Origin of the sequence: Streptomyces sp. AK08-02 (assembly GCF_033795085.1) — a bacterium.
GTDB lineage: Bacteria > Actinomycetota > Actinomycetes > Streptomycetales > Streptomycetaceae > Streptomyces > Streptomyces echiniscabiei.
Window position 1 is genome coordinate 87,750 of sequence record NZ_JARAZV010000015.1, and the last position, 13,690, is coordinate 101,439.

At 71.1% G+C, this 13,690-nt stretch carries 11 protein-coding genes and 1 pseudogene; 7 read left to right on the top strand and 5 right to left on the bottom strand.

Annotated elements, in window-relative coordinates:
• Positions 1–52 precede the first annotated feature (52 nt).
• The 3 genes from PV734_RS29905 (at position 53) to PV734_RS29915 (ending at position 5,164) form a co-directional block, all read left to right on the top strand.
• On the top strand, positions 53–2,227 hold the full coding sequence (locus tag PV734_RS29905; protein WP_319292767.1) for an aminoglycoside phosphotransferase family protein: 2,175 nt from the start codon (positions 53–55) through the stop codon (positions 2,225–2,227).
• A 106-nt stretch (positions 2,228–2,333) separates the two neighbouring features.
• The gene (locus tag PV734_RS29910; RefSeq protein ID WP_319292769.1) at positions 2,334–3,014 is read left to right on the top strand and encodes a TetR/AcrR family transcriptional regulator; all 681 of its coding nucleotides are present in this window, start codon (positions 2,334–2,336) and stop codon (positions 3,012–3,014) included.
• Positions 3,015–3,055: 41 nt separating this feature from the next.
• Positions 3,056–5,164, top strand: coding sequence for an AAA family ATPase (locus tag PV734_RS29915; protein WP_319292771.1), 2,109 nt, complete (start codon positions 3,056–3,058; stop codon positions 5,162–5,164).
• A 40-nt stretch (positions 5,165–5,204) separates the two neighbouring features.
• On the opposite strand, the gene PV734_RS29920 is transcribed toward PV734_RS29915, so the two are convergent.
• The 3 genes from PV734_RS29920 to PV734_RS29930 form a co-directional block, all read right to left on the bottom strand.
• Positions 5,205–7,625, bottom strand: a complete 2,421-nt coding sequence (locus PV734_RS29920) for an excinuclease ABC subunit UvrA (protein ID WP_319292773.1) — start codon at positions 7,623–7,625, stop codon at positions 5,205–5,207.
• 102 nt (positions 7,626–7,727) lie between these two features.
• A complete protein-coding gene (locus tag PV734_RS29925) occupies positions 7,728–8,138 on the bottom strand; it encodes a VOC family protein (RefSeq protein WP_319097143.1) in 411 nt (136 codons plus the stop codon).
• A 10-nt stretch (positions 8,139–8,148) separates the two neighbouring features.
• Positions 8,149–8,610, bottom strand: coding sequence for a helix-turn-helix transcriptional regulator (locus tag PV734_RS29930; protein ID WP_319097144.1), 462 nt, complete (start codon positions 8,608–8,610; stop codon positions 8,149–8,151).
• Between the two features lie 237 nt (positions 8,611–8,847).
• Between PV734_RS29930 and rox the strand changes: the two genes are divergently transcribed.
• The 4 genes and pseudogenes from rox to PV734_RS29950 form a co-directional block, all read left to right on the top strand.
• Entirely contained in the window at positions 8,848–10,293 is a 1,446-nt protein-coding gene (gene rox, locus PV734_RS29935) for a rifampin monooxygenase (protein ID WP_319292775.1), read from the top strand.
• 53 nt (positions 10,294–10,346) lie between these two features.
• On the top strand, positions 10,347–11,147 hold the full coding sequence (locus PV734_RS29940) for a thioesterase family protein (protein ID WP_319097146.1): 801 nt from the start codon (positions 10,347–10,349) through the stop codon (positions 11,145–11,147).
• Between the two features lie 257 nt (positions 11,148–11,404).
• Positions 11,405–11,974, top strand: a complete 570-nt coding sequence (locus PV734_RS29945) for a DUF4232 domain-containing protein (RefSeq protein WP_319097147.1) — start codon at positions 11,405–11,407, stop codon at positions 11,972–11,974.
• 142 nt (positions 11,975–12,116) lie between these two features.
• Positions 12,117–12,243: pseudogene (locus tag PV734_RS29950) on the top strand (LuxR C-terminal-related transcriptional regulator); the annotation flags it as partial.
• 58 nt (positions 12,244–12,301) lie between these two features.
• On the opposite strand, the gene PV734_RS29955 reads toward PV734_RS29950, so the two are convergent.
• Positions 12,302–13,126 carry a hypothetical protein gene (locus tag PV734_RS29955; RefSeq protein WP_319292777.1) on the bottom strand — a complete coding sequence of 275 codons (825 nt, stop codon included), beginning with the start codon at positions 13,124–13,126 and terminating at the stop codon, positions 12,302–12,304.
• On the bottom strand, positions 13,126–13,665 hold the full coding sequence (locus PV734_RS29960) for a SigE family RNA polymerase sigma factor (protein WP_319097149.1): 540 nt from the start codon (positions 13,663–13,665) through the stop codon (positions 13,126–13,128). The genes PV734_RS29955 and PV734_RS29960 overlap by 1 nt, the downstream gene beginning before the upstream one ends.
• Positions 13,666–13,690: the final 25 nt, after the last annotated feature.

Genomic DNA, 13,690 nt, shown 5'->3' on the forward strand with positions numbered 1-13,690 from the left:
CGTGGTCTATCGTCAGTATCCCCTCGTTCGAAGCGCTGAGCACAGGACTTCCATGGGCGCACATCCAGCCCGGCGGCCCACCGTGTACCGCCAGTTCGTGGAACTGGCCCGCAACACCGGGACGCTGTACAACGGGCAACACAACGACAACTTCGTTCTCCCTCTCACTCCGGAAATGGCCCGGCTCGTACCCCTCGCCGAGGGGACGGAGGTCATGGTCCGGATACCCAGGGCCGGCGTGCCGACCGTGACGGTCAAGACCTGGCCGTTCGAGGAGGCCGCGATCCTCGTCGCCATCAGGGACTTCGTGCTGGGTGCCCCGACGTGCCTGATGGAGGACTGGGGGCAGTCCGAGCTCTACACCTTCGCGCAGGGACAACCGCTGTCCGCGTTCCACCATGGCGACTCCGCCGTCGACGTGGAGTGGATCGTGGCGTTGACCGACGTAATGGCACAGCTGGCGCTGGTCCCGCGCGACGCCCTGCCCCGGCTGCCCGCCGACTGGCCGCGGGACGGCGACAGTCGGGGCTTTCTGCGGCATCTCGCCGGTCTCACCGACCGGGAGGTCCGGAAGCCCAACATGCCGGAGTACGGCCCGCTGTTCCGGGCGCTGGGTGTCCCCGCGGACGGTCTGGCGACGCTGGCCGCCCGGCTGCCCGACATGACCTCCCGCCCGTACAGCCTGCTCCACGCCGATCTGCACCGCGGCAACGTGGTCATCCCGTACGCCGGCGACCCGTCGGTGCTCGTCGTCGACTGGGAACTCGCCACGTACGGCGATCCGTTGCACGATCTCGCCGTCCATCTGATCCGCATGCGCTACCCCGAGTGGCAGGTGAAGGAGGTGATCGACACCTGGGAGGAGGGGATGCTCCGGACGAGTCCGGACTCGGTACGCGGACTGCACGAGGACCTGCCCCACTATCTCGCCTTCGAACGGGCCCAGTCCGTGTTCCCCGACGTGATCCGCGCGGCGCGCGACCTGGAACGCTCGCCCGACCGGCACCACCTCGCGGACGCCGTGCTGCGGGTGCACCGGGCCCTGACGGTCGCCGCCGAACCACTCGGCATGCGGGACGTTCCCGACCCGGAGGCGATCGCCCGGATTCTGCTCCGCGTGACGCTCTTCGCGCACGGCGAGGAGGTCGTCGTCGGTCGCGCGACGGAGTCCGTCGACTGGCGGCCGGGCCGTGGCCACCCCTACCGGGTCGACTTCACGGACACCCAGGTCGGGGCCGCGCTCCTCGCGGAGCGGTCGGTGCCGGCGAGCGCCGTGCGCAGGGGCACGGCGTACGCCAACTCGGTGGTGCGGGTGCCGGGCTGGACCACCCCGGTCGTCGTGCGCCGCCGGATCGAGGGCACCTGCCCTCGGCGTGAACAGGGCGTGCTGCCGGAGCACTTGGTGCTCCGGCAGATCGAGCGCGCGACGCCCGATGTGTCGGCGCCTCGGCTGCTGGCCGTGGGCGTGGACGGTGAGCGGGGGGACCCCTTCGCCGTGCAGACGTACGTCGGTCAGGGCGACGGTGACACTCCGCCCGAGCACCCGGTGGACGGCCTCAGGCCGAACGAGGTCGACGACCTGGTCGACCAGCTCTGCGCGCTCACCGCCGTCGACTACCTCGGCCTCGACCGGACGGCCTCCGCCTGCGACTTCTACGAGCGGATGACGGATCGCCTCGTACGCATGGTCGAGTCGCTGCCGGAGAGGTCGCGCCGCCTCGCCGAGGAGTACGGCCTTCCCGACCCCGGACACCTTCGCCGCATCCTGTCCCGCTACCGGGTCACCCCACGCACCCCGACCCTCCTGCACGGCGATCTGCACCCCTGGAACCTCGTACGCCTGACCGAGGAAAGGTTCTCTCTGGGGCTGGTCGACTGGGAACTGGCGATGGTGGGGGATCCGCTGTACGACCTGATCCGCCACCAGCACCTCACCCGGTCCGGTACGGCCGAGCGGCACAGCATGATGACCCGCTGGGAGCGGAACCTGCCGGTGCACTACACCCGCGACTGGCGGCACGACCAGCCCACCTACGAACGCCTGGAGACCGTCCGGTCGGCCTACGTCGACCTGGACCGGCTGGTCACCCGTACCGACCTGGAGGCACCCAACGTCGACCGGGCGGTGGCGTCGATCAGACGGACCCTGGACGCCGCGCTGACCGCGCTGAACCTGGGGACCGGGCCGATGGGGAACCCGTATCTGCGGCTCGCGTTGCCGGGTTAGCCGCGGGTTTGCCGTGGGTTGTCCGAAGCCCGTGCCGTGCGGCCGGCATCCACCGCTGTGGGCGCGATTTTCCGGTGCGGGCGCGGTGGTGCGTACCCTCGCTCCCATGGCTGGAACCGGACTGCGCGAACTCAAGAAGCAGCAGACGTACCGACACGTGTCCGAGATCGCGATCGGGCTCTTCATGGAGAAGGGCTTCGGCGCGGTCTCCGTCGCGGAGGTCGCCGCGGCGGCCGGGATCTCCAAGCCGACGCTGTTCCGGTACTTTCCGGCCAAGGAGGACCTCGTCCTGCACCGCTTCGCGGACCACGAGGACGAGGCGGCCCGGGTGGTGCGGGCGGCCCGGGCGGCCGAGGGTGAGAGTGCGGGCTTGTCCCCGGTCGACGCGTTGCGCCGGCACTTCCTCGACGGGCTGAGCCGCGAGGACCCGGTGACCGGCCTCAACGGCGCCCCGGCGGTGCTCGCCTTCCACCGTCTGCTCTACGGCACCCCGTCGCTGGTCGCGCGGGCGTACGAGTACCAGCAGCGCTCTGAGGCCGTGCTCGCCGCCGCCCTCGGCGACACCCTGGCGGCCCGGCTCGCGGCGGGCCAGATCATCGCCGTACAGCGGATTCTCGCGCAGGAGAACTGGCGGCGGATCGCGGCGGGGGAGTCGGTGGAGGCGGTGCGGGGGGACGCGGTCGCGGCGGCGGAGGAGGCCTTCGGGCAGCTGGAGGCGGTGCTGCCGTGGCTGCGGCCGGCGTCGGCGGCGGAAGCGGTGCGGGATGTGAGCAACGCGACCGAGTAAAATATGTAACTCGGTTACGTTATTTCGGTAGGCTGGCTGGAATGACGCCCTCCGACTCCCCGCGCTCCGAATCCCCGCCACCCGAGTCACCGCTCCACGACTCGCTGCGCCGCGAACGCGCCCATCACGACATCTGCCGCGCCGCCCTCGCAGCGATGATCGACGGTGCCCGGGAGCACGTCGTCACCGGCGCGGACGTCTCCGCCTCCGGGGCCGACGCGGAGGTGCTCGGTTACCAGCTGCGCAGCAAGGCGAAGGAACTGGGCGAACTGCCCGAAGGGCCCCTGTTCTTCGGCCGGTTGGACTTCGCCGGTGGCGACCGGGGCGGCGATCACAGAGGCGCGAGCTACCACGTCGGCCGCCTGCGCATCAGCGAGCACCCGACGCGCCCGCCGCTCGTCGTGGACTGGCGGGCACCCGTCTCCCGGGCCTTCTACCAGGCGAGCGCCCGCGACCCGCAGGGCGTGGCCGTACGGCGCCGGTTCGGCTGGGCACCCGGCAGCACGGGCGACTCCGCCGACCTCACCGGCCTGGAGGACGAGCACCTCACGGAGGCGGGTGCGGGGGAAGCGGACCCGAGGGAAAGGGAGTTGGCGGGCGGCGCGGACGGTCTGGTCGCCCGGGAGATCGCCCGGCCCCGGGTCGGACCCATGCGGGACATCGCCGCGACGATCCAGCCCGAACAGGACGACCTCGTACGGGCGGGCCTCGGCGTCTCCGTCTGCGTGCAGGGCGCCCCCGGCACCGGCAAGACGGCCGTCGGCCTGCACCGGGCCGCCTACCTCCTCTACACCCACCCCCAACGCGTCCAGCGCGGCGGCCTGTTGATCCTCGGCCCCAACCGCACGTTCCTCTCGTACATCTCGGAGGTGCTGCCCGCCCTGGGCGAGACGGGCGTCCGGCAGTCGACGGTCACGGACGAGATCGCGGGCCACCCGGTGCGCGCCGAGGACGACGAACGGGCCGCCGTCGTGAAGCACGACGCGCGGATGGCGGAGGTGCTGCGCCGGGCGCTGTACGCGCGCGTGGCGACCAAGGAGGTCATGGAACGCGCCAACTCCCTTGAGGTGAAGGACGATTCGTACCGCTGGCGGATCCCGGCGGCGGAACTGGCGCGGATCGTGGCGGGCGTACGGGCCGAGCAACCGCCGTACGCCGTGGGCCGCGAGCGCGTACGGACCCGGATCGTGAACCGCGTCCAGCGGGAGGCGGAACGGCGGGCGGGGCCGCAGCCGAACTCCTGGGTGCGGCGCATCGAGCGGGCGCGGCCGATCGGGGCCTACGTGGAGGCGGTGTGGCCCAGGGTGCGTCCGGCGGAGGTGGTGGCCGAACTCCTGGCGGACGAGGGTGCGTTGGCGCGAGCCGCCGAGGGAATCCTCGGCGAGGAGGAGCGGCGGGCGGTGCACTGGGCGCGACCGCCGAGGTCATGGAAGTCGGCGCGCTGGTCGGCCGCCGACCTGGTCCTCCTCGACGAGGTCGCCGGCCTGATCGAACACCCCGAGGGCTACGGCCATGTCGTGATCGACGAGGCGCAGGACCTCTCCCCGATGGAGTGCAGGGCGATCGCCCGCCGAGTGCCGTACGGCTCTCTGACGGTCCTGGGCGACCTGGCACAGGGCACCACACCGTGGGCGGCCCGGGCCTGGCAGCCCCTCCTTGCCCACCTGGGCAAACCCGACGCCACGGTGATCCCGCTGACCATCGGGTTCCGGGTACCGAAGACGGTGGTCGCCTTCGCCAACCGGCTGCTGGCCCACCTGGACGTACCGGTGCCACCGGCCCGATCCCTGCGCGGCGACGGGGAGTTGAGGGTGGTGGAGTCGGCGGACGTGGCAGCGGATGTGGTGGCCGCGGTACGCCGGGCGCTGGCCGGGGAGGGGTCGGTGGGGGTCGTGGCGGCGGACGGGGAGGTGGCCGGGGTGCGGGAGACGCTGGGCGCGGCGGGGGTCACGGTGAGCGGCGGAAGGGTCGCGGTGCTGCCGGCGAAGGCGGTGAAGGGCCTGGAGTGGGACCATGTGGTCGTGGTGGAACCGGCGGCGATCGTGGAGGACGAGGGCACGACCGGGCGTGGGTTGCACCGGCTGTACGTGGTGCTGACCCGGGCGGTGTCACGGCTGGAGGTCGTGCACGGACGGGAGCTGCCGTTCTGAACGCCCCGCTCGCGCTCCTTGACCGACCCTGCCCCCGCCCTCAGACCCCCACGTACCCCGCGAGATGCTCCCCCGTCAGGGTGCTGCGGGCCGCCACCAGGTCCGCCGGTGTCCCCTCGAAGACGATGCGGCCCCCGTCGTGGCCCGCGCCGGGGCCCAGGTCGATGATCCAGTCGGCGTGGGCCATGACCGCCTGGTGGTGCTCGACGACGATGACCGACTTACCCGAGTCGACGATCCGGTCGAGCAGGCCGAGGAGGTGTTCGACGTCGGCGAGGTGGAGGCCGGTCGTCGGCTCGTCGAGGACGTACACGCCGCCCTTGTCGCCCATGTGCGTGGCCAGCTTGAGGCGTTGGCGTTCGCCGCCCGACAGGGTGGTGAGGGGCTGGCCCAGGCTGAGGTAGCCGAGGCCCACGTCCGCGAGCCGGTCGAGGACGCGGTGCGCGGCCGGCGTACGCGCGTCGCCCGCGCCGAAGAACTCCTCCGCCTCCGTCACCGACATGGCCAGCACCTCGCTGATGTCCCGCCCGCCGAGCCGGTACTCGAGCACCGCCGCCTGGAACCGCTTCCCCTCGCAGTCCTCGCAGGTCGTGGCCACGCCCGCCATCATCGCCAGGTCGGTGTAGATGACACCGGCGCCGTTGCAGGTGGGGCAGGCGCCCTCCGAGTTGGCGCTGAACAGCGCCGGCTTGACGCCGTTGGCCTTGGCGAACGCCGTACGGATCGGGTCCAGAAGTCCCGTGTACGTCGCCGGGTTGCTGCGTCGGGAGCCGCGGATCGGCGTCTGGTCGACCGCCACCACACCCCCGTCGACCGCGCCCCGCGTCTCGACCAGCGACCCGTGGATGAGCGAGCTCTTGCCGGACCCGGCGACACCGGTCACCACGCACAGCACCCCGAGCGGGATGTCCACGTCGACGCCCTGGAGGTTGTGCTTCGTCGCGCCGCGGATCGGCAGCTGCCCGGTGGGCTTGCGCACCGCCTCGGCCGGCTTGAGGGACGCCCGGTCGTCGAAGTGGCGGCCGGTGACCGTGCCGCCGGTCCGCAGTCCCTCCACCGTGCCCTCGAAGCAGACGGTGCCGCCCGCCGTACCGGCGCCGGGGCCGAGGTCGACGACGTGGTCCGCGATGGCGATCACCTCGGGCTTGTGCTCGACGACCAGCACCGTGTTGCCCTTGTCGCGCAGCCGCAGCAGCAGGTCGTTCATGCGCTGGATGTCGTGCGGGTGCAGGCCGATCGTCGGCTCGTCGAACACGTACGTGATGTCGGTGAGGGCCGAACCGAGGTGGCGGATCATCTTGACGCGCTGCGCCTCACCGCCCGACAGGGTGCCCGAGGCGCGGTCGAGCGCGAGATAGCCGAGCCCGATCTCCACGAACGAGTCCAGCGTGTGCTGGAGCGCGGTGAGCAGCGGCGCCACCGAGGGGTCGTCGAGGCCGCGCACCCACTCGGCCAGGTCCCGGATCTCCATCGCGCAGGCGTCACCGATACTGACCTTGCCGATCTTCGACGACCGGGCCCCCTCACTGAGCCGGGTGCCCTCGCAGTCGGGGCAGGTGGCGAAGGCGACCGCCCGCTCCACGAACGCCCGGATGTGCGGCTGCAGTGCCTCCTTGTCCTTGGACAGGAACGACTTCTGGATCTTGGGGATCAGGCCCTCGTAGGTGAGGTTGACCCCGTTGACCTTGATCTTCGTCGGCTCGCCGTAGAGGAAGTCCCGCATCTCCTTCCTGGTGAAGTCGCGGATCGGCTTGTCCGGGTCGAGGAAGCCCGACTGGGCGTAGAGCTGCACGGTCCACTGGCTGTCCGACTTCCAGCCGGGGATGGTGAACGCGCCCTCGGCGATCGACTTGGAGTCGTCGTAGAGCTGGGTGAGGTCGATGTCGGAGACGGCGCCCCGGCCCTCGCAGCGTGTGCACATACCGCCGGTGCGGTTGAAGGTCGCCTTGACGGTCTTCGTCTTCTCCGCGCCGCGTTCGACGGTGATACCGCCGCTCGCCCGGACCGAGGCCGTGTTGAAGGAGTACGCGCTCGGCGGCCCGATGTGCGGCTGCCCCAGCCGGCTGAACAGGATGCGCAGCATCGCGTTGGCGTCGGTCGCGGTGCCGACCGTGGAGCGCGGGTCGGCACCGAGCCGCTGCTGGTCGACGATGATCGCCGTCGTCAGCCCTTCGAGTACGTCGACCTCGGGCCGCGCCAGCGTCGGCATGAACCCCTGGACGAACGCGCTGTACGTCTCGTTGATCAGCCGCTGAGACTCCGCCGCGATCGTGTCGAACACCAGCGAACTCTTGCCCGAACCGGAGACACCGGTGAACACCGTCAGCCGACGCTTCGGCAGCTCGATGCTGACGTCCTTGAGGTTGTTCTCGCGCGCGCCGTGCACACGGATCAGATCATGGGTGTCGGCACCGTGCGGCTCGGCGGCCGGCTGCGAGTCCGACCTCGGGGTCCTGCTCATCGGGTCTCCGTCTCGTCCGTCTCGTCTGGCTGGTCCGGGTTTCCTGGAGGCTGACGCGGTCGCTCCCGCGGTGCAGTCCCTAGCTCTTCAGCTCTTCAGCCCTCAGCCCTTCGGCTTCTGCGAGATCCGTACCAGGTTGCCCGAGGGGTCGCGGAACGCGCAGTCGCGCGGGCCCCACGGCTGGTCCATGGGCTCCTGGAGAACCTCGGCGCCGGAGGCCCGTAGCTTCTCGAACATGCCATCGAGGTCGTCCGTGCGGAAGACGAACATCGGCATGACGCCCTTGGTGAGCAGTTCCTGGAGTGCGTCGCCGTCGGCCTGGGAGCGGCCCGCGTGCGGTTCGGAGAGGACGATCTCCAGGTCCGGCTGGGCGGCGCTGCCGAGGGTGACCCAGCGGTGTTCGCCGGAGGCGACGTCGTTGCGGACCTCGAAGCCGAGAGCGTCGCGGTAGAAGGCGAGCGCCTCGTCGGGGTCGTTGACGGTGATGTGGCAGTAGTGCAGTGCGATGTCCATGCCGACAACGCTAGGCGGCGGCCGTGGGGCCCGCTTCTCGAATCCTGCTCGGTACGTTTCCGGTGTCGCCCGGAGGGTTTCTGCTCGGCCGGGTCCGCACCTTCGCCACGCAGGCGGGCATCGCCGTCACGGCGTCGTGCTCCCGGCCGCGGTACGCGCTCGGTGTCTGACCGACGATCTCGGTGAACCGTGAGCTGAACGAGCCCAGCGAGGTACAGCCGACGGTCATGCACGCGTCGGTCACGCTCATACCGGCGCGGAGCAGCGTCATCGCGCGTTCGATCCGGCGGGTCATGAGATAGCTGTACGGCGTCTCGCCGTAGGCCGCTCGGAACCGTCGTGAGAAGTGCGCCGGTGACATCAGCGCGTGCCTGGCCATCGTCGGGACGTCGAGCGGACGCGCGTACTCCCGGTCGATCAGATCCCGGGCCCGACGCAGATGCGCGAGGTTGGCGAGCTCCTGCGGGTCCATTCCGCGACGGTACCACCGGGCCACCGAAGGAAAAGGAAAAGGCAAGGAGGTCGTCCAGCACTCCTTGCCACTCTCAAGCTATAGCGCAGTGGGGGGCTTGTGGCAAGACCCCCCTCGTACCGCAGAATCGTCGGCCGAGGCAGCCCGGACCTGCGGAGAACGCGGGGATCGAGGGCATCGAGGGCATCGCGGGCAACGGGGCATCGCGACGACCGAGGCTGCCGAAATGGGGGTTTCATGATGGACGTGATCGTGGCCGGTGCCGGACCCACCGGCCTGATGCTGGCCGCCGAGCTGCGGCTGCACGGCGTACGCGTGGTCGTGCTGGAGCGGGACGCGGAGCCGACGCCGGTCGTCCGCTCGCTCGGTATGCATGTGCGCAGCATCGAGGTGATGGACCAGCGCGGTCTGCTGGAGCGGTTCCTGGAGCACGGCAAGCGGTATCCGGTCGGCGGCGGGTTCTTCGCCGCCATCGAGAAGCCCGCGCCCGACCGGCTCGACACCGCGCATCCCTACGTACTCGGTATCCCGCAGACCATCACCGACCGGCTGCTGTACGAGCACGCCGTCGAGGTCGGTGTCGAGGTCCGGCGTTCCCGCGAGCTGGTCGGGCTGAGCCAGGACGAGGACGGGGTGACCGCGGAACTGGCCGACGGCACCCGGCTGCGCTCGCGCTTCCTGGTCGGCTGCGACGGTGGGCGCAGCACCGTACGCAAGCTGCTCGGCGTCGGTTTCCCCGGCGAACCCACCCGCCAGGAGGCGTTGCTGGGCGAGATGAAGGTGGGCGTTCCGCAGGAGACGGTGGCCGCCGTGGTGGCCGAGGTGCGCAAGACCGAGAAGTGGTTCGGCCTCGGGCCCATGGGGGGCGAGGGGATGTACCGGGTCGTCGTGCCCGCCGACGGGGTGGCCGAGGACCGCTCGGTCCCGCCGACCCTCGACGAGGTCAAGCGGCAGCTGCGGGCGTACGCCGGTACCGACTTCGGTGTGCACTCCGCGCACTGGATCTCCCGCTTCGGCGACGGCACCCGGCTGGCCGAGCGCTACCGCACCGGCCGGGTGCTGCTGGCCGGTGACGCGGCGCACATCCATCCGCCGGTCGGCGGGCAGGGGCTCAACCTCGGCATCCAGGACGCGTTCAACCTCGGCTGGAAACTGGCCGCGGAGATCAACGGCTGGGCTCCGGAGGGGCTGCTGGACAGCTACCACGACGAACGGCACGAGGTGGCCGCCGACGTACTGGACGGCACCCGCGCCCAGACGCTGCTGATGTCCGCCGAGCCGGGTCCGCGGTCCGTGCGCCGGCTGCTGTCGGAGCTGATGGACTTCGAGGACGTGAAGCGGCACCTGATCGAGAAGCTCGTCGGGATCGGCATCCGCTACGACTTCGGCGAGGGCCACGACCTGCTCGGCCGGCGCATGCGGGACGTGACCCTGAAACAGGGGCGCCTCTACGAGCTGACCCGCACCGGCCGGGGCCTGCTCCTCGACCCCACGGGCCGGCTCTCGGTGACCGGCTGGGCGGACCGGGTCGACCATGTCGTCGACACCGGCGAGGAACTGGACGAACTCGACGTACCCGCGGCGCTGCTGCGGCCGGACGGATACGTGGCCTGGGTCGGGGAGGACCAGCGCGAGCTGCTCGGCCGGCTGACCAGGTGGTTCGGCGCCGCCGCAGGGTCCTGACCAAGCGCTTAGTAATATGCCTCGGTAGTCCGTGTGACCCGGGAGGAGCAGACATGCCGATGTCGCAAGCCGAGGCCTTCTACGAGCGGGAGGCCGACGACCGGTTCCTCCCCACCGCCTACACCCGGGGCCCCTGGGACGCCGGATCCCAGCATGCCGGTCCCCCGGCCGCGCTGCTCGCTCTGGCCGTCGAACAACGGCCGGGCGGGCGCCCGGACATGCGGGTCGCCCGGCTCACGTACGAGATCATGCGGCCGGTCCCCATCCGGCCGCTGAGCGTGGCCACGCGGGTGCTGCGTGCCGGGCGCAGCGTGGAGCTCGTGGAGGTCGTTCTGACACCCGACGGCGGCCAGGAGGTGATGCGGGCGACGGCTCTGCTGGTGAAGAGCGTGCCGGACTCGGTACCGCAGGTGTCGCCGGGTCAGCAGGTGCCCGTACCCGGGGCCGTGGCTCCGCAGGCGTTCTTCCCGGTGCCGTGGGACCAGGGCTACCACACCGCGATGGACGTACGTTTCGCCGCCGGTTCGTTCCTGGAGCCAGGGCCGGCCACGGCCTGGATGCGGATGCGGGTCCCCCTGGTCGCGGGCGAGGAGACCACACCGCTCAGCCGGGTACTGACGGCCGCCGACTCCGGCAACGGCGTCAGCGCCGCGCTGGACTTCCGCCACTACTCCTTCGTCAACGCCGACCTCACCGTCAGCCTGCTCCGCCACCCGCAGGGCGAATGGGTCTGCCTCGACGCCCGAACGATGGTGGACGGCGCGGGCATCGGACTCGCCGAGTCCGCCCTGCACGACGAGAAGGGCCCACTCGGCCGCAGCACCCAGACCTTGTACGTGACCGGCCGCAGCTGACACCGACGGTCCCCTTGAGGAGGGGAGCACCGCGACCCGGAGTCCGTACGAGGGCCGGGTTGTGCGACCAGCGACTCAGCGCACCTTCGGTACGCGCCGGGGGCGGCCTGTCGTCACCGTTCCGTCACGAGCAGTCGCCGCACGGAACCCTGCCGCTCTCCCGCCCCGTCTGCACTCACGTACGACGACCACTCGTACCGCGGGGCAACGACCGACCACCGAAACCCGCGGACGAGACGACTCAGGGGGACCACAGCATGCGGCACAGCAACGGCATTCGCAGGGCGGCTCTGGCGACGACGGCGGTCACGGCCGTCGCGGCGGCGGTGACCGGCATCCTGCCCGGCACCGCCATGGCGGCGAGCACCACCGCCTCAACCCCGCCGCCAGCCTGCCGGGCCTCCGCTCTCCAGGTCAGCGCCTGGCAGGCCGCCCACCGGCCCGTCGGGACCGGGACCGGGGCGGCGGTCGTGGAGTTCACCAACGTCTCCCGGAGGACGTGCGTCCTGAAGGGCCATCCGACGGTCGCGGGCGCAGGCAACGGCTCCCCCACCCGCAACACCCCGCTCAAGGTCACCCCCACCGGCAGGGCGGCCACCGTGACGGTCCGGCCTCAGGGCAAGGCGTGGGTGAAGCTGACCTTCGTCCAGGTCCAGGGGGAGGGCGACGGCTACTGCGTGTCGGGCAAGGCCCCGGTGACGTATCCGACGATGGTCATCGGGCTGCCGTCCTCCGGGAAGCACCAGGTCGCCCTGAACGACGGGGTGTGGGCCGAGTGCGACAACAAGGTGACCGTCACCCCGGTCTCGGCAGTCAAGCCTTCCTGACTCGACCGTCCCCACAAACCGAGCAGCCTGCACGAAGGTCTTCAAACTCCAGTCCGCCGTGGCCACGTCGCACACCTCCGAGATCAAAGTGCTGCGACGACCAGTTGAATTCACCCTCCGCGCCGCGTCGCTGAGGAAGATCGTCGCGGCCAAGCTCCACCTCTCGGAGTCCACGGTCCGCAACCACCTCTCCTCCGCGATCGGCAGGACAGGCACCCGCAACCGGGATGGAGACGATGCGGGAGGCGCGGCAGCAGGGGTGGTTGTGACCCTGCTGCCGCGGCGGGGGTTGTGACCCCTGCCGCCGCCCTGCCCGCATCGCTCACCTCACCCCGTGGCCTTCGCCTTCTCGAAGTTCACTCCGTCCGGTCCCAGGCACACGAACCAGTCCTTCGGGGAGCCGTCCACCTCGCGGATCAGGTTCTTGAAGTCGCCGGCCCCCGCAGGGGCCCGTTCCACCCGGGTCTTCGTGCCGTCGCCCCAGGTGCAGGTGACCTCCTGGACGGTCCGGGCGACCTGCCCGATCACCAGGCGCTGCGGGGCGTCGACCCGGTCGGTGTCCAACGGCATCGGGTACGCCTCGAGGGCCTTGCCCACGACCACGTCGTCCTTCTTGAATGCTCTAAGGATCACCGTCGACGGCTTGCCCCCCACGGTCAGGTGCACGAAGTGCCAGCTCTCGCCCACCAGGTCCGAGGCCTTGTCCACCTTGACCGGCTCCTCCCCGTACAGGGCCATCTCGGCGAGTTGGGCGCGTGCCTTCGCCGTGGTCTTCGGCGCGGTCCAGACGGCTGCGTCGACCTTCCACTTCCTGCCGTGGTCCGTGCCCCTGGCCAGAGTCGTCACCCGCCGTTCGGGACTCTGCTTCACCGTCCCCGCCGAGGGCCGCGCGGCCACCTGCCCCGCCCCGTGCCCGTCGCCCATGCCTCCCGCCAGCGCCAGCGTCGTCCCCGTGGACCCCGCGATCACCGTCGCGGCCGCGGCGGCCACCGCCCAGCGGCGCGTCTTGCGGCGCCTCCCTCCCCGTAGCACCGCCTGATAGGGGGCCGCGCCGACCTCCAACTCGTCCGCCGCGTCCGCCAGCAGGAGGGCGATGTCCGTGTGCGCCTCGTCGTACGTCATGTCGTGGTTCGTCTCCCTGTCCCCGCTCATCACTTCCGCCCTCCGTTCGTGAGTGCCTCGACCAGTCCCGGCAGGGCGCGGAGCTTCGCGATCCCCCGCGCCGCGTTGCTCTTCACCGTGCCGACGCTGCATCCCATGGCCTCCGCCGCCTGCGCCTCGCTCAGGTCCTCCCAGTACCGCAGGACCACCGCCTCCCGCTGTCGCGCGGGCAGTGCGGCGAGCACCGTCAGCAGCGCGCCGCGGTCGTCCGACCGCGCGATGCGGTCGTCGGCGTCGGGCAGCTCGTGGGTGAGGCCCGAGTGGTCCTTCGGCGCCAGGAACTCCTTGAGGCGTCTGCGGTGCCTGCGGGCGTGCGCGTTGATCATCACGCGCCGTACGTACGCGTCGGGGTCGTCGGCCGCGCCGACCCTGCGCCAGGCCGCATAGGCCCGTTCGAGCGTCGACTGGACCAGGTCCTCCGCGGCATGCTGCTCCCCCGTGAGCAGGAAAGCCGTGCGCAGCAACCGTGGCCAGCGGCCGACGACGAAGCTCTGGAACTCCGCGTCCCGAGCCTCTTTCCGATCCAACATGGGCACCTCCTAGATGGTTGAAGGA